The sequence below is a fragment of the Ruegeria sp. G12 genome (assembly GCF_056533565.1).
On sequence record NZ_JBQFOO010000001.1, the window covers coordinates 14,947 to 37,908 of the forward strand.

Here is a 22,962-nt window from a genome sequence, read left to right on the forward strand (position 1 = left end):
AATAAAACGCGTGCTAAAAATCCTTTGGCGCGGATGTGCTGTCGTCAGTATCTCCGGTTTTGCGCAATTTACGAAACAGAAATTCATCGGCGATCAGTCGGTGCAGTGTTTCAACATCCGGCAGGGCCAGTGCTTTTGCCAGTATTTGAGGCTGTTCCGGGTCGAACGCCGCGCGGGTTTCACGGATGAACCAGTCCAGCAGCATGGCGGGGCCGGGCGCGCTCGCGTGCGTCGATTGATCGGATGCCAAAACCTCGCGTTTTGCCTCAGCGCGCTTTGACAACGCCGCAAATTGGCCTGCGCGTTTTAATTCGTCGATCAGCGCGTCGTCCAGCGCGGTGCCTGCGGCCTCTTCTGCCGCATCCAGTGCGCTGTCGGTGGCCAGCAGCCGTTCCAGCCCGTCCGAGGTTAGCGCGTTGTCCGCCATCCAGCTTTCCAACGCTGAGAGCGAAAACAACCCCTGTTCCCGGCGCAGTTTGGTGAGCATAGCGGACATATCGCCGCCCGACGTGGACACGGCAGTCGTCCCGTCCGAGGCCAGCACCCGCGCCAGCGCCCGACGGCGCATGTTTGCGAACCTGTCCGGGGATAGGCGCAGTTCATCCAGAACGCCGGTGTGATCAGTGTGGGTTTCTTCGCGCCATTGCAGCGCTTTGTCCCACATCACGGTCCATTGCATGTGACAATTGGGCTCGCTGACCGCGTCGGCCTGTGTCATCGCCCGCAACATCTCGAACGCGTCGCGTTTCTTTTGGTCGATCTTGTTGTCGGCCAGCCATGTGGACAGGCGCTCGGCTTGGCCGTTTTGGGCGGCGCGGTCCAGCAGGTTTGCCCAGGTCCGGTTCGGAAAATGCAGGGCTTTGCAGTCATCGGTCAGCATCCTACCGACCTCGGGCGACAGAACACCATCTTCGACGGCCTTGGCGAGTGTCAGCCGGATGTTTACCATCGGCTCGGACAAAGGCTGGTATCCAAGTTCGGCTGGGCCGTGAACAAGGGCGACCTCGTCATCGTCTTCCAACTCGCCCTCGGCATAGGCCGAGAATATCTCACCCACGCCGATCATGCCGAACTGATACAGCTCGGCGGCGCGCAACGCGCCGATACTGGCCGCGCCGAAAACGGTGACGCCCTGATCAATCGCCCAGAGGACCTCTTTGTGCCAGACCGAGGGCTGGCCCTCGAAATAGCCGTCGATGATGCCGATCCGGGTGAAGCCACGCTTGACCGCCGCGATCACGTCGCCCATCGCGGCGGGTGGCAGGACCTCGGCATCAGACACCGCTTTGATCTCATTGGCGGACAGGGTGGGGCCAGAGAACACACAGGCGGTCATGCCGATTGCCCCCGTTGGGCCAACGACCGGCGGCCCGGCGTGTAATCGGGGTGGTCATCGGGGCCTTCGAGCCCAGGCATCACGATACGCACCACGCCCAGGCCAAACTCGGGTTTGCTTAGGTCCACGCAGGCGACGCGGTCCAAACCGGCGCCCGAGAGTTGGGCCAGCATGGTCTCAAGGTCCGCGTCCAGCGTGTTGTTCTGCCAGCTTGCAACGGAGCCCAGATCGCGTGGCGCTCTGGTCGGCAGGCTTATCAGCCATTCGGCCCTGTCCCGCTTGGCCTGCTGACTGTCCTGGCCGTATTCGTCAGGCAGTAGATCGTCGCGCGCCCCGGCAATGTAGTTGCAGCGCACCTGAACCGCCTCGGTGATTGCGCGCGCCATTGCGACATCGGCAGAGGTATGGCATCCCGCGCCCGCACCCGAATGCCCGTTGCGGCGCTCAGCATCCACGATCAGGCAGTAAAAGGCCGGAAGCCCTACATCGCTGGTGATGTCCCAGACCGCGACTTTGAAGTTTGCGTCGTGCAGCTTGGCAAGTAGAACACGACAGGCCAGGTTCTCAACGCTGTTCAGATCCACCCGCGTTGACGCAATGTCGGCATCGGACAACTGGTTCCACAGCGTCATCGCGTCCCGTTCGACAACTTCCGCGATGCCGTGAATGATGGCCTCGGCCGTGCTGTTGCCCGAGGCGAGGCCATTGGACGAGGCCACAAGGCATCCGGTCGCCGCCTTGGTCGGGACGGTGTAATTGGTGTGCACAACCTCGAAAGGCATCCAGACTGGGGTTTGGCGGAACAGGTCCGTGCCCTCGATCCAGAGCACCTGTTTTTCCGGGTCATGCCGCGTGTCCCGCAGTTGCGGCAGGGTTGAGGGTGAAACGACCTGAAATTGCGCCTGCATCTCGCGCTCGGATGCAAGGCGCAGGGGGTGGTCGATGTTTTCGGCATGGTGGCTTTCGATGGCCTCCATGATCCCCGAGGCTTTTGCGGCATCAAGATCAAGGCCCTTTCCCTGCGAGACCGACAGCGACCGGGCATTGGGGCGGCTGACGGAGACGACCGGGATTCCGATGCGATCAAGGCCGGTGATATTGGCAACCCGCGTGATCCCGGCCTGCGCCAGAAGCGGCATCAGGCCGGCCACCGTCTGCGCTGGCGGGCGAATTCTGTGCGTCCCCACCGAATAGCCCTTGCGCTGCTCCGGTTCGCGGGTCGTACTGCCGTCGGTCTTTGCGTGGTCCATTCTTTGCCCTGAAATGACTGGAATAAAAGTCGTAGCCCGAAACCGGATTTGCGTCACATGACTGAATTTCTGCGATAAAACCCAGGACTAATCAATGAATTCTATCCGCTCGAAGCACGGGTTTGGGGCTGGGTCATCTGGCGAACGCAACTCTTCATGATGCGCGCTCCATAGCGGGAAATCGCCGTATTTGGACACGGTCCATTCACACATATTGGCCAGAAACATGTAGTCGGTCGAACCAATTGACCACCCTTCATCCACTTCGGCCTCAAAATCAGGCCAAAGGAATTCCCGCATGAAATAGATCGCCTGAAGAGTGATTTCGGGAAACCGGTTGTATACCTCTTCGGGATAGCATTGTTCGCGCTCAACGCAGTTTGCAATCGTTGTAATTCTGGGCAGCACAACCAGCATCTCGCGATCGACATCGGCCTCGCGCCAGAACTTGACGTAGCGCTCGTCCGCGCTGAGGTAGGCGTTCTCGGGGTCTTCGTAGAATTCATAAACCGCCTCGAGCACGGTTGTCAGCGCGTCCGAGAATTTCGGATCGTAGACCCGGTCCACCTCGGTGACGCTGCGTTCGAATTTCTCGTCCCATTCCTCGACGATGTAAATAAATACGCCAAGGCCGAAGGACAGCGTGACAGACACTGCCGAAAGGATCATCGAGTACAGCGACATCCTGCGTTCGCCCCGTTTCCACTCGGCCTCCGCCCTGTTTGCGTCAGGTGGATTGGCCATGGCATTGCTGCCGTTTTCAGTCACGCTCATCTCAAAACCCCCATAGCTGCTGCAAATAAGGGTCGATCATACACGCAGAACCGGGTTTTCGTCGCGGTCTGTGTCGATTTTCCCGAAGAACGGCGTTTGGGTCGGGGTCTCATGAACGTTCTGGCCCCTCGGGTTTGCGCAATTGTTCACCTGCTGTTCTTTGTTGAGCGTGCTGCCTGTCCTGCAGTTACTTTTGATGCCGGATGATCGCACGGATCGGTTGATCACCATTCAAAGACGGTTTTTCTACTGCTTCGGTCATCCGGGGCCCCTTGGCGTCTTAGTCTGATCCGTCAGCGGGACAATGCGGTCGAGGCGTATGACGGGCTGGTGCCGCTGCTGCCCGATGACTGGGGCAGAGCGGATATTGATGGCCATCATCCGCTTGGCAAAAGGCTGTGCCATCCGACCGAGCCGCTCTGTTCTTTGTGCCCGTTGCGCGATCTCTGCGCGTATGGTCAAGCCAAGCCCGACCAGCCCGCTTGTACCGAAAATGCGGCCGGAGAGCGTTTGATAAAGCCCGCGCTCCGGCCACGTAACGCTATTCAATGAACGTGCGGGCGATCCGGTCGCGTAGGGGCTGCGCCAGATAGCTCAGCGCCGTGCGCTCGCCAGTGTTCACGAACAGATCCGCAGGCATGCCGGGCACCAGCTCCAGCGTATCGACGCGGTCTGACTGGCTTTGATCCAGCTTCACCTGTGCCAGATAATAGGGCTGCCCGGTGCGGTCGTCCTCAAGACTGTCGGCTGAGATATCGGTGATCTTGCCGGTGGCCTCGGGCACCTCGCCTTGGTCGAAGGCGGACAGGCGCACGCGGGTGGACTGGCCGACATAGAGCTTTTCGATATCGGCAGTGTTCACCCGCGCCTCAACGATCAGAGGCTGATCGGCAGGTACGATGTCCAGAATGGGCTCGCCGGGCCGGACGACCCCGCCCGAGGTGAAGACCGTCAGGCCTACGACCCGCCCGCTGACCGGAGCCGTGACCGCAACGCGCTTGCGCCGTTCGGCGGCACCGACATATTGCGGCTCGAGCGTGGCCAGCAGCGCCTCGACCTGCGCCAGTTCGGTCGAAACCGCCTCAGCTCGCTGGGTCCGCTGGCCGATGCTGGCCAGTTGCAATTCGCTGATCTGGTTGCGGGCCTGCGCCTCTTGCGTGGTGAGCGACGCATCGACGCCGATCAGACGTTCGATCTCGACCCGGCGGCTGTTGACGCGGTTGGCGGCGACTAGCCCCTTGGCCTGCAGGGTTTCGAGATTGCCAAGCTCTTCGCGGGTGATATCCATCTGGCGCGAATTGGCCTGCCGCTGGGCCTGCAGCCCGCTGATCTGGTCCCGCAGGTTGGCGATCTGCTGATCCAGCAGGTTTTGTTCCGCCGCGCGCGTCCGGATTTCGGCGTCGAATAGCAGCTTCTGCGTCAGGTACGCATCGGTCCAGTCGCGGCTGTCCATATCGACGCGCATCATCCCGGCGACATCCGCATGCTCGAACCGATCTTGCTCGCGAATTTGCGCGACAAGTCGGGCGCGGCGGACGGTCAACTCGCCCAACTGGCTTTTGATCACGTCCAGATTGACATCCAGATCGGTGCTGTCGAGTTCGACCAGGGTCTGCCCGGCCTCGACCAGATCGCCGTCTGCAACCAGTATGCTCCGCACGATGCCACCATCCAGATGCTCGACCGTCTTGCGATTACCCTCGACCACGAAAGAGGCGGGGGCAACGACGGCCCCGTCCAGCTTTGAGGTGGCGGCCCAGTAGACCGAGCCTCCGACAAAGCCGGTCACGATCAGTAGGCCGAGGATTACGAAACCCCTGATGCCCGAACCGGGGACTTTCTGTTCAACTCGGTTGAAATCCTCCAGACGCAGAACGCTCTGATCGGGTGCGTTGTAAACTGCAGGTGTCATTGGGCTGCTCCTTTCTGAGCGGGCGGCTGCGCATCGCGCGCCGCGATCTGAGGGTTCTTCTGCGGCGGCAGACCGGTCTGCCGGGGGCGCAGCATGTCTTCTTTCTTGCCAAAGCCGGTCTGCATGCCCTTGTTCAGCGTCAGGACCTTGTTCACGGCCTCAAGCGTGCTGGGGCGATGGGTCATGACAAAGGTGATCGCCCCGCGCTTACTGGCACCATGGATGGCGTTGCGCAGCGCCAGTTCGCCTTGCGCATCGAGGTCCGAGTTCGGCTCGTCCAGCACCAGAATGAAGGGATCCTTGTACAGCGCACGGGCCAGAGCGATACGTTGGCGCTGACCGCCGGACAGGTGAAACCCGTCGCCCAGCTGGGTGTCATAGCCATCGGGCAGGTTGCTGATCAGGCCGTGCACATCGGCGGCCACGGCGGCCTCGAACACCTTGGCGTCGTCGACCGAGGTCGAAAAGCGGGCGATGTTTTCGCGGATGGTGCCGTCGAACAGTTGCACGTCCTGCGGCAGATAGCCGATCATATGGCCCAGATCCTGCGGGTCCCATTTGGCCATGGGCGTGCCGTCCAGACGGATTGCCCCGCGCTGCGGCGTCCAAATACCGGCCAGCATCTTGGCCAGCGTGGTTTTGCCCGAGCCGCTATGGCCGATGACGGCAACCACATCACCGGCAGACAGGGCAAACTCGATCCCGCCAATGGTCGCGTTGCGCGCCAGCGGTGGCCCGGCCTGCGTGATCACCGTGTTGATCGAGAATTGCGGACGCGGCAGCGCCAGACGTTTGGGCTGCACCGGGAACGCCTCATCCAGCGCCCGCAGGTTCTTGTAAGACCCGCGCGCTGCCAGAAAACCGCGCCATTGGCCGATCAGCTGATCAATCGGGGCCAGCGCGCGGGCCAGCACGATGGTGGCCGCGATCATCACCCCCGCGGTGGCCTGACCGGTGATGGCCAGCGCCGCGCCCAGACCCAGCATACCTGACTGCAGCGCCATGCGGATCGTCTTGGACAAAACCGAGAAACTGGCGATGCGGTCGGCCACGCGGGTTTTCAGCGTATGGGCATCCTGTTGCAGAGCTGTCCAGCGACGGGCGAGATCACCATTCATCCCCATGGCGTGGACAAGCTCTGCATTTTGCTCACTTGCGGTGAACAAAGCGTCGGACCTGCTGCGCGCGCGGGATGCGTCCTGCATCACCTCAGCCGAGCGCGAATTGTTAATCAGGGCCAGAATTGTAAGGGTCAGCGCTCCGGCAAGGCCAAGCGCGCCCAGATAGGGGTGCAGCATGTAAAGGACCGCCAGATAGATCGGAATCCACGGCGCATCGAAGAACGCGATCAGCGTGGGTCCCGAGATGAAGTCGCGCAGACCGGTGATATCTGCGGCCGGGTTGTCTGTTGCCGTCGATTTGCCCTGTACCCGACGACGGATCGAGGCCTGCAGCAGCGGCGCGCCGATCTTCAGCTCGAACCGCGCGCCCAGCCGGTTCAGGATGCGCACCCGCATCAGGTCCAACAGGCCGGTGACGATGAACACACCCCCCAGCAGCAGGGTCAGGGCGATCAGGGTGTCCATGTTCTGGCTGGTCAGCACACGGTCATAGACCTGCAGCATGTAAAGCGGACCGGCGAGCATAAGAAGGTTGAGAACAAGGCTGAAAAAGCCGATTGCGAAAAAGCCGCCCCGCAGCGAGGCCCAGGCTGTTTTGACGGATGATTTTTTCTGAAACATGACGGTGATCTCTTTTCAGGTTGAATGGGTGGCGACCTGTGCCGCCACCCTTTGGCTTTTTGATCAGGCGACGAAGTCGTCGTCTGTCAGGTCGCTGGCGTTGACGCCTTCCAGCCGGACCGAGTTGTCCGAGGCGAAAGACAGAACCACGTCACCGCCGTCCTGTGCGACATTCAGCGGACCTTCGAAGTCGCCAAAGTCCAGCTGGTCGAACCCGGCCTGGAAGTCCTGAATGACGTCGTTGCCAAAATCGCCCTCGAACACGAAGGTGTCGTTGCCTGCGCCACCGATCAGGATGTCATCGCCACCCTCACCGTTCAGCACATCGTCACCCGCCTGACCGTTCAGGGTGTTCGACCCCGAGTTGCCCGACAGAATGTCGTTGCCACCATTCGGGCTGCCTGCGTTGTTCGAGCCATTGATGTTCTCGAACCCGAAGACCTGATCCAGCGTGGCCCCATCCGGCGCGTTGACCTGTGCAACACCGTTGCCGTCCTCATCGAGGTCCAGCACAACGCCCGGCCCCGCGGTGAACAGCGCGGTATCGATGCCTTCGCCACCGATGATGATGTCGGCCCCGCCGAACGAGTGGATCGCATCGTTACCGGCACCGCCGTCGAGGATATTGAACTCGTTGTTACCAAGCAGCAGGTCATTGCCGCTGGTGCCGATGACATTCTCGAAGTCGTCGATTTCAGCAACGATCACACCGTTCTGGATGATGGCACCGTCCTGCGGACCTTCGTCCCCATTGCCAGCCGGGTTCGGGGCAGGACCGCTGAGGTCCAGATCAACGGTGACACCGTTGAAGCCCGACACGTCGATGGTGTCGCTGTCATCCGAGCCCACAACCCGCTCGATCGAGCTGAGGATGTCGGTCTCGATCTGGTTGTCGATGACGTCCGCTCCGACAACACCCGTGCCGCCTGTGGCATCGGTGTCCAGCGTCGCACCGGCATCGACCAGCGTGTCCTGAACCACCGGGCCGTTCTGACCGGCAGGTGCGTTATGCAGGTGGATGGCCGAGACAACACCCGGGATCGGGGTCAGCAGATCGGCTTCGTTCAGGCCAGTGACGCTGAGTTCACTGGAATAGGTGACCTCACCGGTCTCCAGGTTCTGAACAACAACCGCCGTCGCAAAACCGGTCGCTTCGCTGTCGGATAGGGGCCCGGGTTCCTGCGCCGCATCCAGCGGGCCGCTCAGGGTGATGGTGCGAATGCCATCCACGGTTTCGTCGCTGTCGACCAGCAACTGACCGCGAATTTCACCACCCGGGAAGTCGGCTGTGTGGATGTTGAAGTACAGGTTCTCGGCAGCAGCCTGTTCGACAAACGCCGCACCGTCTGCAATGGCCGATCCGAACTGACCGGGCGCGGTCACCGCCTGATTGACGACGCTGACGTTGAACCCGGTATCGCGGGTTGCGGTACCGTTGCCATTGGCATCCAGATTGACGGTGACCGCTACATCCAGATCCGAGAAATCGGCGGTGTCGAACCCTTCACCCCCTTCGATGAAATCATTACCAAGTCCACCGACGATCACGTTGTCACCGTCGCCAGTGATCAGAACGTCATCCCCTGCTCCGCCGTTGACGACACCGTTGATCTGACCGAGGTCCACAACGATGTCGTCTCCGGCACCCAGCAACACGTTACCATTTACCACACCTTCGTTATCGTTAACGAATGTCACTGAGCCTGCCTCGGTCGCGTCAATCGCGTTGACCTGACCCGAGATTTCACCTTCGTTGATGATGGCACCCAGCAGGTTCAGACCACCATCGATGCGGATACCCGCTGCGGCATCGCTGTCTTCCGACCCGGCGATCACACCGCTGTTCTGGACCAGACCGGCAAAGCTGGCGTCTTCGACATTGCTGAACAGGCGCAGGCCGTCGCCAACCTGATTGCCTTCGGTCGCATCGCCTTGGCCCTGGAAGGTGCCTTCGTTGAAGATCGCAGCCGAAACCACATCTCCGTCCACATCACCGGTTTGCAGCGAGACAGCCGAGCCATTGAACCCTTCGCCCGCATCCACCAGACCGGTGTTGGTGAAGGTATAGTTGTCGGCAGTGCCGTCGGCATAAACCGTGCCGTTGCGCTGATTGCCGGTGCCCAGAATGTCGCCTTCGTTGCGCACCTCCAGACCGTCACCATCGATGTTCAGCGCGCGGCTGTCCGAGAGAATGGTGCCGGTGTTCAGGAACGACCCGCCCGAGTGGTCACCGGTTCCGAAATAGACACCGTTCTGAATGCCCTCGATCAGGCCCGCATTGGTCAGCGTTCCCTGGAAGTTCACACCGTTGACGACACGCAGACCGGCAACCGTGCCATTGGCCCCTTCAGACGAAATGGTACCCGTGTTGGTGATCGTGGCGTCAGTCGTGCCCGAGTTGCCCACGTTGCCGATGCGCACGCCGTCACCAGCCAGACCCAGCGCAGCGCCCGCGTTGCCGCGACCCTGAATGATGCCGTCATTGTCCAGCGTGAAGGTGTTCGCACCGTCCTCGGCTCCACCGATTTCAACGCCGAAACCCGAGCCCTGATTGTGCTCGCCCGCGTCGATCAGACCGTTGGACAGATTGCTGACCGAGAAGTCATCCGCAGTGCCATCGGCGTAGACCGTGCCATTGCGCTGATCGCCAGTGCCCAGAACGTCGCCCCCGTTGACCAGGTTCACGCCGGTGCCGTCGATATTCACCGCGCGGCTGTCGGACTGGATGGTGCCAAAGTTCAGCACGTCCAGATCATGCTCGGCCTCACCAATATACAGGCCATTGCGCACCCCCTCGATCACACCGGTCGAGGTGTTCAGGATACGACCCTCAGCCGCAGCACCGTCAGCGATACGGATACCGCCTGCGGTGCCCTGATCGCTTTCGGATGAAATCAACCCGCTGTTGACGATATCGGTTTCTGAGATCGTACCCTCGGCCCCGTTGTTGATGCGGATGCCGTCACCGGCACCCGGCGTGTTCGAGGCCTCTTGCCCGCGGCCCTGAATGGTCGCGCCGAAGCCGTTGAACAGGGTGTTGGATACCCGGTCGCCGACCTCATCCCCGACCTGAAGCGAAATACCGGCTCCGTTGTTGCCTTCGCCTGCGTCGATGGTGCCGCCCGAGAAGTTCGAGATGCTGACATCTTCGGCGGTCGAGTTGGTGTAGATCGTGCCGTTGCGCTGATCGCCGGTGCCGACGATGTCACCAAAGTTGCGAACGCTGACACCTTCGCCCTGAATATCCACCGCTCGGCTGTCAGACGAAATGACGCCGCCCCGGAAGTTGTCCAGCGTGCCCGAGCTGCCCGCGCCCGCAAACTGAACGCCGTTAAACTCGCCCGCGATCTCGCCAAAGTTGCGGATATCGGCGCTGCCGGAAACCTGAATGCCGGCGGCCAGCGCGTCGGGGCCCGAATTCGCCTCGATGCTGCCCGAGCGGAAGTTGAAGACCTGTGCATTCTCACCTTCGACGGCCACGGCAGCGGCGGCGTTGTTGGTGGTGATCTGACCAAAATTCAGAAGGCGAGCAAAGTCATTGTCCAGCACAAAGGCCGGGGTATTGTCGACCACGGTGTTTTGAAAAAAACCGTTGGACAGTGTTTGTCCATCGCGGACGGTTTCCTGCGCCAGTGACGATGTCGTCAGCAATCTGGAGCGTAAACTTGCGAGAAATTCGGATAGCATCGGGTGTCTCCCTGCTTGAGTTAATTTCAGGCGGAGGTCGAACCGGCTGGCCGTCTTTCCGCTGTCTCAACAGGTGAGGAGGGCGCGGGTTATTGGAAATTTTTCCTTTGAATGGGGGGCATAACCAACGCAAATACTCACGTAATTCGCGAGGTTATGAGGGGTAATTTTATTGCGATTATAATAACTTAGGATTTTGGGCTTGTGGTGCCGGATCTATTCACTGACGCGTCTTCACAAAAAAGTATGGAATTTCGACCGTATTCAGCCCCTCGGGGATCGGCCAAATTCGGGTCGCTGTCGGAAAGGGAACGAAGCCACGCGGGCAGAGGTTGCCTGAGGCTGTTTCTCAGCCGTCCGTCGAAACGGGTGTCTTCACAAGGCGTGTATTGCGCGACGCAACGGTGCCTCGCGGGGGCGTGGCGCAGATATGATTGCTCATCGCCTCGATGATTTCGGGATTGGGATATTGCGGTCGGGTGATCGCCCCAAGTTCCCGCATATTGCCCTTGTCATCGAAGGGAATAAAGCACAGCCCGAACCCGTCGCGCTTGAACTGTTCCGCCGCGATGGCATTCACCATGGTGCAGGCATCGCTTTCCGCCACGTATCTGCACACGGTTTCGAACCGTGCGGTCGTAACGTCAATGCCGGTTTCCTCGGCCCCTGTGCTGGGCGGTTCGGGCAGGTCGCGCTCCAGATCGTAACCGAAGGATATCGGGAACCGGATCAACTGCGCCGCCGGGACCTCATGCGCCCAGATGCTGGATTTCCGGCTCAGCGGATGATCGGCGCGGACACCCAGAAACAGCGGTTCCAACCACAAAGAGGTAAAATCCAGCGGCTGCTTGGACCCGCCATAGATACTGTCAAAGCTCTTGCGCGCGATAAAGGCCATATCGACCGCGCGATCCTCGACCATCTTGGCCAACGCGACGGGATATTCCTCGACAATGATGATCTTGCGGTCGGCAACCACCTTGGTGAACAGCTCGCGAAAGTACGAGGACAGATAGGCAGCCAGAGTCGGCGTCATACCCAACCGGATCGGAGGCAGTTCGGTGGTCTGATGACGCTGCGCGAGATCGCCAATCGTATCGACAATCTCAACGATTTGCGCGGCGTGGGTGATCAGTTCCTGCCCGAAAGCGGTCAGGGAAACACCGTCTTTCCCGCGTTCAAAAATCGAAACCCCCAGTTCCGCTTCAAGCTTTTTGATCTGGTTCGAGAGGGCGGGTTGACTGACGGCAACATCCTGAGATGCGCGCGTGAAGTTCCGGTGGGCAGCGACAGCAAGGACGTATTGAAGGTCTCTTAGGTTCATTTTCAGGCTATGTTCGAATGGTGACGTGCCAAACGTGCGCCCTTGCCGAGCATTAGGCAATGCGCGGCGTCCCATGTCTCGCGTTCGTGAAACATCGTGTGTTTGCGGCGATATCGGGAAAAGATGGCTGGGGTGGTAGGATTCGAACCTACGATACACGGTACCAAAAACCGCTGCCTTACCACTTGGCTACACCCCAACGGTGAGCGGCTGTCTACGATTGTTGTTGGCAGGGTTCAAGGGCTTTTTGGGGAAAAATCTCAGGCTGCTTCGGATTTGTTTTGGTCGTCAGCCTGATGGAGACATAAGGGCCGTGCGACGGCGAAGCTGACGCCGGCTGTTGTAGGATTTTTCCTTGTAAGCGCAGTGCGCGCTGCGGACGCATTCCAAGCGTCAAAGGCGGGAACCAACACTGCGACCGAAATTTCCGTAGCAGGGACCAGCCCGGCGAATTGTCAGGGGGCGGACCAATGCCATGCTGGTCATGCGTTGCCTTTCGCATGCACTAAGCGGTTATCAACATATTGAAAAATAGAACGCTTTCATTGCACCTATCCGCCAAAGCCCTTAGATTTCCGCCAACGAAACCAAATGTTGCTTTGGGAGCTGCCGATGAAACTCAACCCCGAACTGGCCGAGGCCCTGAATCGTCAGATCAATAGTGAGCTTTCAGCCTCTCACGCGTATTTGGCAATGGCGGCCTATTTTGAAACCCAGGATTTGCCCGGCTTTGGCCAATGGTTCCGTGCCCAGTCGGCCGAGGAGGTGACGCACGCGATGCGTCTGTTCGACTTTATGGCAAAGCGCGGGGGGCGAATCGAAATGGCGGGAATCGATCAGCCAAAGTCTGACTTTGCCTCTCCGGCGGATGCGTTGGAAACCGCGCTGAGTAATGAGGAAGCGGTGACTGCCCAGATCAACGCGCTGTTCGCATTGGCCCACGAGGTCAAGGATTACGGCACGCAGAATATGCTCAACTGGTTCGTGGAAGAACAGACCGAGGAAGAGGATTTGTTTGGCCAGATCCTCGACCGGACCAAGGCCGCAAACGATGATCGCTGGAACCTGCTGCTGTTGGATCAGGAAATGGGCGCGCGGGGCGCTGAACCCCCCGCTGAGGCCTAGCTTGAAACCCCGGCTACTCGCGGATTTCCGATGGATCGACGCCCCAAAGGTTCGATTTCAGCGTCCAGCCGCGATAGCCGCCCGCTGATATTTTGCACCAGTCCAACGAGCAGGTGCCCAGACGCGCCACCACTCCGGTTTCGAAATGCGCATTGACGGGCGAGGCCGGATCGGGCCGGGCGTAGACCGGCAGCATCTCGGATTCGATCAACACTGTGCGAACGCCTGACAGAAGGGCGTAGTGTACCCACCCTCCGGCACCGTCGCGGTCCTGAACCTTGCGCCAGTTGCCATATTCCGCCGTGATCTGCAGTGGCATACCGCGCCGCTTGAACACCCAGTCGATTCGATGTGTCAGCGACGGGCCCCGGCGCACGTTTCCTTCAGCCGCTTTCATCGAGACATAGCGGGGCAGCGGCAGGTTGGTCACCGGGCCGCGCTTGTCCTGTGCCGCGACCGCAACCGGCCCCTGCGCGAACAGGAACGCGGTTAGGATCGCCAAACAAAGGCGCTTTACCGGTAAAAGACCACTCACTGACTGTCTGCTCTTGTGCCTGTTGATCTGCTTGCGAAAAAAGGTCGTCTCAATGCCCATGGGGTTCTTGTGCCCCGCCTTATCCTGCGCCACGATGCCATGGCGCGCGAAGGTTTGCAAAGCAGTGGGAGGGCAGAGGTGCCAAGAGAACGTCTGAGTGTTGTCGTTACGCGACGGTTGCCCGAGGCGGTGGAAACCCGGTTGAGCGAGCTGTTCGATGTTCGTTTGCGCACGGATGATACCCCGATGACCCGCGATGAACTGGTCGCTGCGGTCAAGGAAGCCGACGTGCTGGTGCCCACAGTCACGGATACGATTGATGGTGGTCTGCTGGGGCAGGCAGGCGAAAAGCTGCGGCTGATCGCCAACTATGGCGCAGGTGTTGACAATATTGATGTGGCGACCGCGCGGCAGCGCGGTGTGCTGGTGTCCAACACGCCGGGTGTTCTGACCGACGACACCGCCGATATGACGATGGCGCTGATCCTGGCCGTCACCCGCCGCATCCCCGAGGGGCTGGGCGTAATGCAAAAGGGGGACTGGGCTGGCTGGGCCCCCACCGCCTATTTGGGCGGCCGGATCGGCGGTCGCCGGTTGGGCATTCTTGGCATGGGTCGCATCGGGCAGGCGGTTGCACGCCGGGCTGCGGCGTTCGGGATGCAGGTGCATTACCACAACCGCCGCAGACTGCGTCCCGAGACCGAGCAGGAGCTGGAAGCGACCTATTGGGAAAGCCTAGACCAGATGGTGGCGCGGATGGATGTGATCTCGGTCAATTGCCCGTCGACGCCGTCGACTTTCCATCTGATGAATGCCCGGCGGCTGAAGCTGATGAAGCCGTCGGCGGTGATCGTGAATACCTCGCGCGGGGAAGTGGTGGATGAAAACGCGCTGACGCGGCTGATCCGGTCCGGTGACATCGCCGGGGCGGGGCTGGATGTCTATGAGAACGGCATCAACGTCAATCCGCGCCTGCGGAACCTGCCGAATGTAGTGCTGCTGCCCCATATGGGCTCGGCGACTTTGGAGGGGCGGATCGAGATGGGCGAGAAGGTGATCATCAACATCAAGACCTTCGAGGATGGCCACAGGCCGCCCGATCAAGTTGTTCCTGCGATGTTGTAGGCCGATCGCCACTGCCTTGGCTACAAGGGGGCGCTATGGCGAGCTATGAGGGTGGATGCCGCTGCGGTGCCGTGCGACTGTCAGCCGCCGGGCTGCCCCTGCGGGTTGGGATGTGCCATTGCCTCGACTGCCGCAAGCATCATGGCGCTTTGTTTTACGCCGCCGCCGTTTTTCCGAAGGATAAGGTGACCGTCTTGGGTGAGACGCGCAGCTACGCCGGGCGGTTCTTTTGCCCCACATGTGGGTCGCCTGTGTTCGCGCGCTCGGGGGATGAGGTCGAGGTGCATCTTGGCACATTAGACAAGCCAAACCAGTTGCAGCCGACCTACGAAAGCTGGGTAATCCGGCGTGAGGCGTGGTTACCGGAATTTAGTGGATTGAAGCGGTATCAAACGGACCGCGACGCGGAAGATGATTAGAGCACATGGGCGCAGGGAAGCGGCTTTCATGTTGCTCTGATCCGGCGCGCCTTATAGCCATGTAGGAAACGACCCGCCAACCGAGTGGGCCGGGGAGGAGACGATGGTCAAGGCAACCGACTTGCCGCGCAACGACGCCGGGATTGAAACCGCGATCGGCATTCTTAAGCAACGGTTCGGCGACCGGCTGCAAACCGGCGAAGCGATCCGCGAGCAGCATAGCCATACCACCACCTGGATTCCCAACCAAAGCCCGGACGCCGTGGTGTTTCCGCATTCGACGGAAGAGGTCGCCGAGATCGTCAAAACCTGCGCCGCGCATAAAGTGCCGGTGATCCCGTTCGGGACCGGCACCTCGCTGGAGGGGCATGTGAATGCGCCTGCGGGTGGGGTCTCGGTGGACCTGACGCAGATGAACCGGGTGCTGGCGGTGCATGCCGAAGACCTGGATTGTGTGGTGCAACCGGGTGTGACGCGGCAGGACCTGAATACCCATCTGCGCGATCAGGGTCTGTTCTTTCCGATTGATCCGGGGGCCAATGCCTCGCTGGGCGGCATGGCGGCCACGCGCGCCTCGGGGACCAACGCGGTGCGATACGGCACGATGAAGGACAATGTGCTGAGCCTTGAGGCCGTCATGCCCGACGGGCAGATCATCCGTACCGGCAACCGCGCGCGCAAATCCTCGGCGGGGTACGATCTGGCGCGCCTGCTGATCGGGGCCGAGGGCACGCTGGGGATCATCACCGAACTGACCCTGCGCCTGCATGGAATCCCCGAGGCGATCAGTTCCGCCCGCTGTTCCTTCCCGACCGTCGATGCCGCTTGCCGGGCGGTGATGATGACGATCCAGTACGGCATTCCGGTGGCGCGGATCGAATTGCTGGACCAGCTCTCGGTTCAGGCTGCCAACGCCTATTCCGGCCTGACCCTGCCCGAAACGCCCCTGTTGTTGCTTGAATTCCATGGCTCGGACGCCGGTGCGGCAGAACAGGCGGAAACCTTCGGGCGGATCGCAGGCGAGTTCGGCGGCACCGATTTCGCGGCGACCTCGACCACCGAAGAACGCAACAAGCTTTGGCAGGCGCGCCACGATATGTACTGGGCCTGCCTGCAGTTGCGCCCCGGTACGCAGGGGGTCTCGACCGATGTCTGCGTCCCGATCTCACGTCTGGCCGAGGCGGTGGGGGCCGCACAGGACAAGGCCGCCGCGCTGGGCCTGATCGCCCCGATGGTGGGGCATGTGGGGGATGGCAACTTTCACACCCTGCCTCTGATCGATATGGAGAACGCGGATGAGATCGCGCGGGCCGACGAATTTGTCGGATGGCTCAACGATCTGGCCATCTCGATGGAGGGCACCTGCACGGGCGAGCACGGGATCGGGCAGGGCAAACGCCCCTATCTGATCATGGAGCTCGGGGCCGCCACGCACTACATGGCCGCAATCAAAGCAGCGCTGGACCCGGACAACATCATGAATCCGGGCAAGATTCTTTAGCGGACCCTTCCAACACAAGTCAGCATTTGGCCCTGAAATCGTCCAGTTTTTCTGGTGAATCCAACCGGAACTGGAAGGGATGATGTCATGAGCGCCAAGTATCTTGCTGGATTCGCCGTTGTCTGCGGCCTTGTCGTGGGCGGGCTGGATTACATGCAGCAGGTCAAAAAGGTCGAAGGCGGGTTGAGTGTGCAAGACTATGTCGCATCGGTCCCTTCCCGCATCGGGTTCTCCGGTCCAGTCGCGGCGGCTGAGACTCTGGCATTTCTGCCCGAAGCCCCCGAAGGCTGGTCGCGCAGCGCTCCATCGGCAGGGGCTGGTGCCTCGGTCTGGGGCGACCTCGACCGTCAGCAGGACGCGGTCGGATGGGTCTACAACAACGGCACGGATGTCATCTGGCTGGAGGCCGCACGCCCCGAGTTGCAGAAAACCAAAGGTGTCATGGCCGGAATGGCCGAGATTTCGGAAGGCAAGGTTGCACGCCAGCCGGACTATCTGGGCTACGCGGTCGTGGGCGGAATTGGTTTTGGCCAGTTGCAGGAGCCCACCCAGACGGCCTTCCGCACATTCGACGGCTGGGTCGGATTCGACGACGAAATCCGGGTGCGCGTCCGCGCCGCCGCGTCGGATGAGGCTATTTTTGCCCTTCTCGAAGGCCTCGATTTCGACGGGCTGAACAACGCGCTTGAACACCCCGTCCCGACCATCGGGCAGGCGGTGCAGATCGCACCAGCGCAGCAACCGGACGTCGCCTCGCAGATGATCGCCTTGCGCCGGGCGATGATTCAGGCCCGCGCCGATCTGGCGATCAAACAGACCCTGAACTCGGAAGACCATATCGCGCTGATCAACAGCTTCGTCGAAGGTATAGCGCCCGGTGCCACGCTTGACGCAACCGGGGGAGAGGTGCCGGATTACGAGACCATCCTGCAGACGACGTATCGCAACGCACTGGCCCTGATCATCACGCAGTCGAGCGCGGAAACGGCCACCGATGCGGGTGCGTCAGGCCCATCCAAACTGACCTGCGCCAAGACCGGGATCAGCACGCGCTGCCGCTCGGGCGGCTGAACCAGCCACAGAAACCGGCGGATTCGCGACCTGCATCCCGCGTGCGGGTCGTTTTTTTCATATCACTGGTCGGATGAATGTCGCGTTTGCGCCCCGAAGTGCGCCATATGGTGTCAACTTAATTCAAGGGGGAGACACCCGGCTATGAAAACCCAAGTCAAAGCACTGGTCGTTGGCGGCGGCGCCGTTGGGACCTCGATTGCCTATCACCTGGCCAAGGCGGGCTGGGACGATGTGATGCTGATCGAACGGGATGAGCTGACCTCGGGCTCCACCTGGCATGCAGCGGGCCTGTTGCCGCTGTTCAACATGTCCTACGCGACGACCCACATCCACAAGTATTCGGTCGACTTCTACAAGACGCTTGAGGAAGAAACCGGCCTGAATGCGGGCTTCGCCGTCGTTGGCAATCTGCGCATGGCGCAGACGCAAGAGCGTATGGATGAATACATGCTCTATGCCTCGACCGCCGAGACCTGTGACGTTGCCTACGAATGGCTGACCCCCGAGCAGATCAAGGAACGCTGGCCGCTGATCGAAACCTCGGACCTGAAAGGCGCGATCTACCATACTGAGGATGGCTACATTAACCCGGCCGATGTGACCCAGGCGATGGCCAAAGGGGCCCGCCAGCGCGGTGTCGAGATCGTCCGCAAGATGCAGGCCGATGCTTTCCATTGGACCGGGACCCATTGGGAAGTGACCTGCACCAAGATGGTCGAAAAGGGCGGGAACCTTGTCGAGAGCGACGAACAGGTGGTGATCACCGCCGAGCATGTTGTGACCGCATCAGGCAACCACGCACAGCGCACCGCCAAGATGCTGGGCATCAAGATGCCCGCGATCCCAGTCGAACACACATTCATCGTGATGGACAAGGACCCAGAGCTGGTCAAATGGCGCGAAGCGGGCAACCCCGAGCACCCGGTTGTTAGGGATGCGGACAATGAATCCTATGCGCGCGAAGAACGCGGCGGCTGGATTCTGGGTATTTATGAACACGGTGCGCCTGCGCGGTTCGAACATGGCGTGCCGGACAGCTTCCGCGCCGACCTGTTTCCGCTGGATCTGGACCGCATTGCAGATCAGTACATGGCGATGGCCGAGCGCGTGCCCTCCTGCGCCGAATCCGGCCTTAAGGACGATTTCAACGGACCGATCTGCTATACGCCTGATGGCAACCCGCTGGTTGGCCCGGCTCCGGGCCTGCGCAATATGTGGCTGGCCGAAGGGTTTTCGTTCGGGATCACCGCTGCGGGCGGCACCGGTTATTATCTGGCGCAGATGATGGTCGATGGCGAAGCCGAGATCGATATGGCCTCGCTGGATCCCAAGCGGTATTCGTCGAACTGGATGACCACCGAGTTCGCGGCGCGCAAGAACGAAGAATGCTATGAGCATGTCTACATCCTGCACCACCCCGACGAAGAACGTGAAGCCTGCCGTCCGCTGCGCACCGTTCCGGCCTATGACCGTCAGAAAGCGCGCGGGGCTCAGTTCGGCTGGGTCAATGGCTGGGAACGTCCCAACTACTTTGGTCCGGTCGATGCACCCGCAAACTTCGACCGCGACGCCCGCTCGTTCCGCCGTGGCGGCTGGTGGCAGTACGCCGTCGAAGAAGCCAAGGCGATCCGCGAAGGCGTTGGTCTGATCGACGCGTCGGCCTTTACCAAGCATGTCGTCAAAGGCCCCGGTGCCACCCAGTTCCTGGATTGGTTCACCTGCAACAAGCTGCCCAAGATCGGTCGTATCAACCTGACCTACGCACTGACCTCGCATGGCACCACCCGCACCGAATACACCATCGTCCGCAACGGCGAGAACAACTATTACATCGTCTCCGCCGGTGCCTGGACCGAGTACGACGCGGATTACCTGCGCAAGGCGGCCGAGGACAAGATGGAGGAGTTCGGTTATATCGAGATCCAGGACGTAACCACGCAGTGGGGCGTCTTCGCCATCGCCGGACCCAAGTCGCGCGACGTTCTGAAAGAGGTCATCAAGGACGCCGACCCGGACACCGCGCTGTCCAACAAGCGCTTCCCGTGGCTCTCGGCCCGTCAGATCGAGCTGGGCATGTGCCCGGTCAACGCGATCCGCGTGGCCTATACCGGAGAGCTGGGCTGGGAACTGCATCACCCGATCGAGATGCAGAACTACCTGTTCGACCTGCTGGAAAAAGCCGGTGAGAAACACGGTATGAAGCTCGTCGGCGCGCGGGCTCAGAACTGGCTGCGTCAGGAGAAATCATATCGCGCCTTCGGCACTGAATTAGGTCGCGATGCGACCCCGCTTGAGGCTGACCTGCCGCGCTTTGTCGACCTCTCCAAGGATTTCCATGGCAAGGCCAAGCTGGAAGAGACTGGCGTTCGTGTCAAATGTTGCACCCTGCTGATCGACGGCCCGGATGATGCCGATCCGTGGGGCCGCGAGGCGCTGTATACACCCGAAGGCGAGCGCGTGGGTCGTCTGACTTCGGGCGGGTACTCGGTGGCGTTCGAGAAATCCATTGGTATGGGCTATGTGAAACCCGAACTGGCGGTCGAAGGCACCAAGCTGCAGGTCAAGATTCAGGATAAGCTGTGGGATGCGGTTGTGACCTGCGACAGCCCCTACGATCCGAAGAACGAGGTCATCCGCAAGGACGGTTAACTTCGATCAGGCCGGGGCGGCGCGCCAGGCATGCGCCGCCTATGGCGGCACATGCCTCCGGAGGAGGTATTTATAAACAGAAGAAGCGGGGGCTGGGGATATGATCCAGCCCCCCTGCTTTTGGCAAGGGGGGCCTTCTCCTGTTACGGCCATCGGCGCCTCCGCCTGTACCGCATGGGCATCGTGCTACGAAGAAGGTTAAGAAACTGTTTCTTCTTCTGTTCAAAAATACCTCCGCCGGAGGCAAGCCTGCGTGAGCAGGCTTTCAAGGGTTCAGGCGCTGAACTCGTCGAAACACTCCAGTGCCTTGGCGGCATACATCATCGAGGGACCCCCGCCCATCTGGATGGCCATGGCCAGCACATCCGAGACCTCGTCCCGGGTGGCTCCGGCCTTGACCAGCGCTTCGGTGTGCAGCGTGATGCAGGGCTCGCACCGGATGGCGATGGACATGCCTAGGGCGATGTATTCTTTTGTCTTGTAGTCCAGCGTCCCGCCTTCTTTGACCGACTTTCCCAGCGCGCCAAAGGCGCGGGTGGTATCGGGAAGCGCGCCGTTGAGGTTGCGCAGCCCCTTGCGGGTATTCTTCAGAGCGTCCTGCCAGGTCATGGTCCTGTCCCTTTCAATACATATCGTTAATTGCATATGATGGAGGGGGCGCTGAATCGGCTTTGATCTCGATCAGGTGCCGGGTCGTTTCGCGATAAAGGCCAGATTATTCGCGGGCATCTCGGCGATTTCGACAAGCTCAAGGCCGCTATCTCGCAGCAGCGCATGCATGTAGGTGTCGTCCTTGTAGCCGATCTCAGGGTCCTGCTGGATCAGGGCTTCGTGAAAGCGCTGATCACCGTCACTGGTCAGGCGCCCCGCGCGTTTGAACGGGCCGTACAGAACCAGCCGCCCGTCCGGGTTCAGGGCCTGTGCGGCTTCGTGGACCAGAACCTCTGCTTCGGGCCATGAAATCAGGTGGAGCAGGTTGATTAGGACGATCAGGTCCTGCCTTTCGAACAGGGCGGACCAGCCGGTGGATACAGCGTTCAGTTTCACCGCCTTGGCGACGTTGGGCAGCCCCGACGAATAGGCATCAATGCTGGCTCGGCGTTCGGGGTCAATCTCAGTCGGCTGCCAGGAGAGACCCGGCAATCGCCGGGCAAAGGCGGCGACGTGTTGGCCGGTTCCGCTGGCGATTTCGAGCGCCTTGCTGGCGGTGGGAGCGGTCCTTTCCAACAAGTCGCAGAGCGCGTCACAGTTCCGCGTGGCGGCGGGCGCGATCAGACGCGCGCCTTCTGCCTGAACGGTGCTGCTGGAGCGGGAAGGCAGGGGTCGCCTTTTCATGCCCGCAACCTGTCCGGGCGCAACGCGGAAACCACGTTGGGGGCCAGCCCCGTCGTACGCCCGGTAACCAGTGCGGCCACCAACGCCGAGGCTGCCGGGGCAGTCTGAAACCCGTACCCGCCTTGTCCTGCCGACCAGATGAATGTGGGCTCAGCCGGGTCGGGCCCGAGCACCAGCGTCCCATCCGGGGCAAAGCTGCGCAGACCGGCCCAGTTCGCCTCAACGCGCGTTACCGGTTCGGTAACGATGTCTTCGTATCGGGCCAGACCCTCGGCCAGAACCATATCGTCGGCATAAGCGTCGTGGGGTGGCACGGGATGCGCCTCGGACGGGGACACCAGCAGCTTTCCAGCGTCCGGTTTCGCATACCATGCCTCGCCCGCGCCCAGCATCATCGGCCATTTGGTCGTGTCGTGCCCGCCCGGAGCCGGGATGCGTGCCATGGACCGGCGGCGCGGTGTGATCCCGATGGGTTGGATGCCCGCCATTGTGGCGATCTCGTCGACCCACGCTCCGGCGGCGTTGATCAGGTATCGGGCCTCATAGGTCTCATCCGCTTCGATCAGCCACTGCGCGGTCTTGCTTATCGCGCCGACCTTGCGCTTGGTCAGAACCTGACCACCGTTGCGGCGGATGGTGCGGGCGAAATCCTGCAGCAGCCGGTCGGTGTCGATGTCAAAGGCCGCCTCACTGACGGCGGCATATCCAAGCCGTTCAGGGTGCAGGATCGGAACCCGATCAATAGCGTGATCGGTCGGGATATCTTGCAGGTTCAGGTCGGCGCAGTCTTTCGCGAAGACCTCGGCCTGTTCTTTAAAGCCTACCAGCATCAGCCCGCGCGGACTGAGATAGCCGCCGTTTTCTGACCTCAGATATTCCGCACCCGCCTTGCTCAGTTCTACCACCGATGCCGGACCATAGTTTTTCTCAAACAGCGCCGCAGACCGGCCCGAGGCGTGATAGCCAAGCGCGTTTTCCGCCTCGAGCACGGCCACGTGGCCATGATCCGACAGGCGCGCACCTGCGCTTAGCCCCGCGATGCCGCCGCCAATGACAAGAAAATCAATCATGGCGTTCCGTGCCGTTGGTGGGTTGTGCCCCGGCAAAAACGGATGAGAAATGGAAAAACATCGGGACCGCGTAACGTTATTGAAGGTTCTGACAAGCCTGCGCC

17 protein-coding genes and 1 tRNA gene are annotated in these 22,962 nt (G+C 61.0%); 6 read left to right on the forward strand and 12 right to left on the reverse strand.

Annotation, left to right across the window (positions count from 1 at the left end; translation table 11 throughout):
- Positions 1 to 13: 13 nt before the first annotated feature.
- From ACR0JN_RS00075 to ACR0JN_RS00110, 8 genes are all read right to left on the reverse strand, one after another.
- On the reverse strand, positions 14 to 1,336 hold the full coding sequence (locus tag ACR0JN_RS00075) for a TfuA-like protein (RefSeq protein WP_480883275.1): 1,323 nt from the start codon (positions 1,334 to 1,336) through the stop codon (positions 14 to 16).
- Positions 1,333 to 2,586, reverse strand: coding sequence for a YcaO-like family protein (locus ACR0JN_RS00080; RefSeq protein ID WP_480883277.1), 1,254 nt, complete (start codon positions 2,584 to 2,586; stop codon positions 1,333 to 1,335). The genes ACR0JN_RS00075 and ACR0JN_RS00080 overlap by 4 nt, the downstream gene beginning before the upstream one ends.
- 87 nt (positions 2,587 to 2,673) lie before the next feature.
- Positions 2,674 to 3,360, reverse strand: a complete 687-nt coding sequence (locus tag ACR0JN_RS00085) for a hypothetical protein (RefSeq protein ID WP_480883279.1) — start codon at positions 3,358 to 3,360, stop codon at positions 2,674 to 2,676.
- Between the two features lie 541 nt (positions 3,361 to 3,901).
- A complete protein-coding gene (locus tag ACR0JN_RS00090) occupies positions 3,902 to 5,272 on the reverse strand; it encodes an HlyD family type I secretion periplasmic adaptor subunit (protein ID WP_480883281.1) in 1,371 nt (456 codons plus the stop codon).
- Positions 5,269 to 7,014, reverse strand: coding sequence for a type I secretion system permease/ATPase (locus ACR0JN_RS00095; protein WP_480883283.1), 1,746 nt, complete (start codon positions 7,012 to 7,014; stop codon positions 5,269 to 5,271). The genes ACR0JN_RS00090 and ACR0JN_RS00095 overlap by 4 nt, the downstream gene beginning before the upstream one ends.
- Before the next feature lie 63 nt (positions 7,015 to 7,077).
- Positions 7,078 to 10,701, reverse strand: coding sequence for a beta strand repeat-containing protein (locus ACR0JN_RS00100; protein WP_480883285.1), 3,624 nt, complete (start codon positions 10,699 to 10,701; stop codon positions 7,078 to 7,080).
- A gap of 349 nt (positions 10,702 to 11,050) precedes the next feature.
- Entirely contained in the window at positions 11,051 to 12,025 is a 975-nt protein-coding gene (locus ACR0JN_RS00105) for a LysR family transcriptional regulator (protein ID WP_480883287.1), read from the reverse strand.
- Positions 12,026 to 12,149: 124 nt separating this feature from the next.
- Positions 12,150 to 12,224 (reverse strand) — tRNA-Gln (locus ACR0JN_RS00110).
- A 413-nt stretch (positions 12,225 to 12,637) separates the two neighbouring features.
- Between ACR0JN_RS00110 and ACR0JN_RS00115 the strand changes: the two genes are divergently transcribed.
- Positions 12,638 to 13,150 carry a ferritin gene (locus ACR0JN_RS00115; protein WP_480883288.1) on the forward strand — a complete coding sequence of 171 codons (513 nt, stop codon included), beginning with the start codon at positions 12,638 to 12,640 and terminating at the stop codon, positions 13,148 to 13,150.
- 13 nt (positions 13,151 to 13,163) lie between these two features.
- Here the strand turns inward: ACR0JN_RS00115 and ACR0JN_RS00120 are convergent, their stop codons facing one another.
- Entirely contained in the window at positions 13,164 to 13,745 is a 582-nt protein-coding gene (locus ACR0JN_RS00120; RefSeq protein WP_480883290.1) for an SH3 domain-containing protein, read from the reverse strand.
- Between the two features lie 78 nt (positions 13,746 to 13,823).
- On the opposite strand from ACR0JN_RS00120, the gene ACR0JN_RS00125 reads away from it, so the two are divergent.
- The 5 genes from ACR0JN_RS00125 (at position 13,824) to ACR0JN_RS00145 (ending at position 20,453) form a co-directional block, all read left to right on the forward strand.
- On the forward strand, positions 13,824 to 14,810 hold the full coding sequence (locus ACR0JN_RS00125; protein WP_480884342.1) for a 2-hydroxyacid dehydrogenase: 987 nt from the start codon (positions 13,824 to 13,826) through the stop codon (positions 14,808 to 14,810).
- Positions 14,811 to 14,845: 35 nt separating this feature from the next.
- Positions 14,846 to 15,229, forward strand: coding sequence for a GFA family protein (locus ACR0JN_RS00130; protein ID WP_480883292.1), 384 nt, complete (start codon positions 14,846 to 14,848; stop codon positions 15,227 to 15,229).
- Positions 15,230 to 15,332: 103 nt separating this feature from the next.
- Positions 15,333 to 16,730, forward strand: a complete 1,398-nt coding sequence (locus ACR0JN_RS00135) for an FAD-binding oxidoreductase (protein WP_480883294.1) — start codon at positions 15,333 to 15,335, stop codon at positions 16,728 to 16,730.
- An 87-nt stretch (positions 16,731 to 16,817) separates the two neighbouring features.
- On the forward strand, positions 16,818 to 17,801 hold the full coding sequence (locus ACR0JN_RS00140; protein WP_480883296.1) for a hypothetical protein: 984 nt from the start codon (positions 16,818 to 16,820) through the stop codon (positions 17,799 to 17,801).
- A gap of 144 nt (positions 17,802 to 17,945) precedes the next feature.
- Positions 17,946 to 20,453 (forward strand): GcvT family protein, encoded by a 2,508-nt coding sequence (locus tag ACR0JN_RS00145; RefSeq protein ID WP_480883298.1) that lies wholly within the window; start codon positions 17,946 to 17,948, stop codon positions 20,451 to 20,453.
- 273 nt (positions 20,454 to 20,726) lie between these two features.
- On the opposite strand, the gene ACR0JN_RS00150 is transcribed toward ACR0JN_RS00145, so the two are convergent.
- The 3 genes from ACR0JN_RS00150 to ACR0JN_RS00160 form a co-directional block, all read right to left on the reverse strand.
- Positions 20,727 to 21,062 carry a carboxymuconolactone decarboxylase family protein gene (locus ACR0JN_RS00150; protein ID WP_480818636.1) on the reverse strand — a complete coding sequence of 112 codons (336 nt, stop codon included), beginning with the start codon at positions 21,060 to 21,062 and terminating at the stop codon, positions 20,727 to 20,729.
- 72 nt (positions 21,063 to 21,134) lie between these two features.
- On the reverse strand, positions 21,135 to 21,788 hold the full coding sequence (locus ACR0JN_RS00155; RefSeq protein WP_480883300.1) for a DUF938 domain-containing protein: 654 nt from the start codon (positions 21,786 to 21,788) through the stop codon (positions 21,135 to 21,137).
- Entirely contained in the window at positions 21,785 to 22,858 is a 1,074-nt protein-coding gene (locus ACR0JN_RS00160; RefSeq protein WP_480883302.1) for an NAD(P)/FAD-dependent oxidoreductase, read from the reverse strand. The genes ACR0JN_RS00155 and ACR0JN_RS00160 overlap by 4 nt, the downstream gene beginning before the upstream one ends.
- Between the last annotated feature and the right edge of the window lie 104 nt (positions 22,859 to 22,962).

Excerpts from the sequence above, each read along its gene's own strand:
- ACR0JN_RS00075 (WP_480883275.1), bottom strand. The coding sequence starts at position 1,336 with ATGACCGCCTGTGTGTTCTCTGGCCCCACCCTGTCCGCCAATGAGATC.
- ACR0JN_RS00080 (WP_480883277.1), bottom strand. The coding sequence starts at position 2,586 with ATGGACCACGCAAAGACCGACGGCAGTACGACCCGCGAACCGGAGCAG.
- ACR0JN_RS00085 (WP_480883279.1), bottom strand. The coding sequence starts at position 3,360 with ATGAGCGTGACTGAAAACGGCAGCAATGCCATGGCCAATCCACCTGAC.
- ACR0JN_RS00090 (WP_480883281.1), bottom strand. The coding sequence starts at position 5,272 with ATGACACCTGCAGTTTACAACGCACCCGATCAGAGCGTTCTGCGTCTG.
- ACR0JN_RS00095 (WP_480883283.1), bottom strand. The coding sequence starts at position 7,014 with ATGTTTCAGAAAAAATCATCCGTCAAAACAGCCTGGGCCTCGCTGCGG.
- ACR0JN_RS00100 (WP_480883285.1), bottom strand. The coding sequence starts at position 10,701 with ATGCTATCCGAATTTCTCGCAAGTTTACGCTCCAGATTGCTGACGACA.
- ACR0JN_RS00105 (WP_480883287.1), bottom strand. The coding sequence starts at position 12,025 with ATGAACCTAAGAGACCTTCAATACGTCCTTGCTGTCGCTGCCCACCGG.
- ACR0JN_RS00115 (WP_480883288.1), top strand. The coding sequence starts at position 12,638 with ATGAAACTCAACCCCGAACTGGCCGAGGCCCTGAATCGTCAGATCAAT.
- ACR0JN_RS00120 (WP_480883290.1), bottom strand. The coding sequence starts at position 13,745 with ATGGGCATTGAGACGACCTTTTTTCGCAAGCAGATCAACAGGCACAAG.
- ACR0JN_RS00130 (WP_480883292.1), top strand. The coding sequence starts at position 14,846 with ATGGCGAGCTATGAGGGTGGATGCCGCTGCGGTGCCGTGCGACTGTCA.
- ACR0JN_RS00135 (WP_480883294.1), top strand. The coding sequence starts at position 15,333 with ATGGTCAAGGCAACCGACTTGCCGCGCAACGACGCCGGGATTGAAACC.
- ACR0JN_RS00140 (WP_480883296.1), top strand. The coding sequence starts at position 16,818 with ATGAGCGCCAAGTATCTTGCTGGATTCGCCGTTGTCTGCGGCCTTGTC.
- ACR0JN_RS00145 (WP_480883298.1), top strand. The coding sequence starts at position 17,946 with ATGAAAACCCAAGTCAAAGCACTGGTCGTTGGCGGCGGCGCCGTTGGG.
- ACR0JN_RS00150 (WP_480818636.1), bottom strand. The coding sequence starts at position 21,062 with ATGACCTGGCAGGACGCTCTGAAGAATACCCGCAAGGGGCTGCGCAAC.
- ACR0JN_RS00155 (WP_480883300.1), bottom strand. The coding sequence starts at position 21,788 with ATGAAAAGGCGACCCCTGCCTTCCCGCTCCAGCAGCACCGTTCAGGCA.
- ACR0JN_RS00160 (WP_480883302.1), bottom strand. The coding sequence starts at position 22,858 with ATGATTGATTTTCTTGTCATTGGCGGCGGCATCGCGGGGCTAAGCGCA.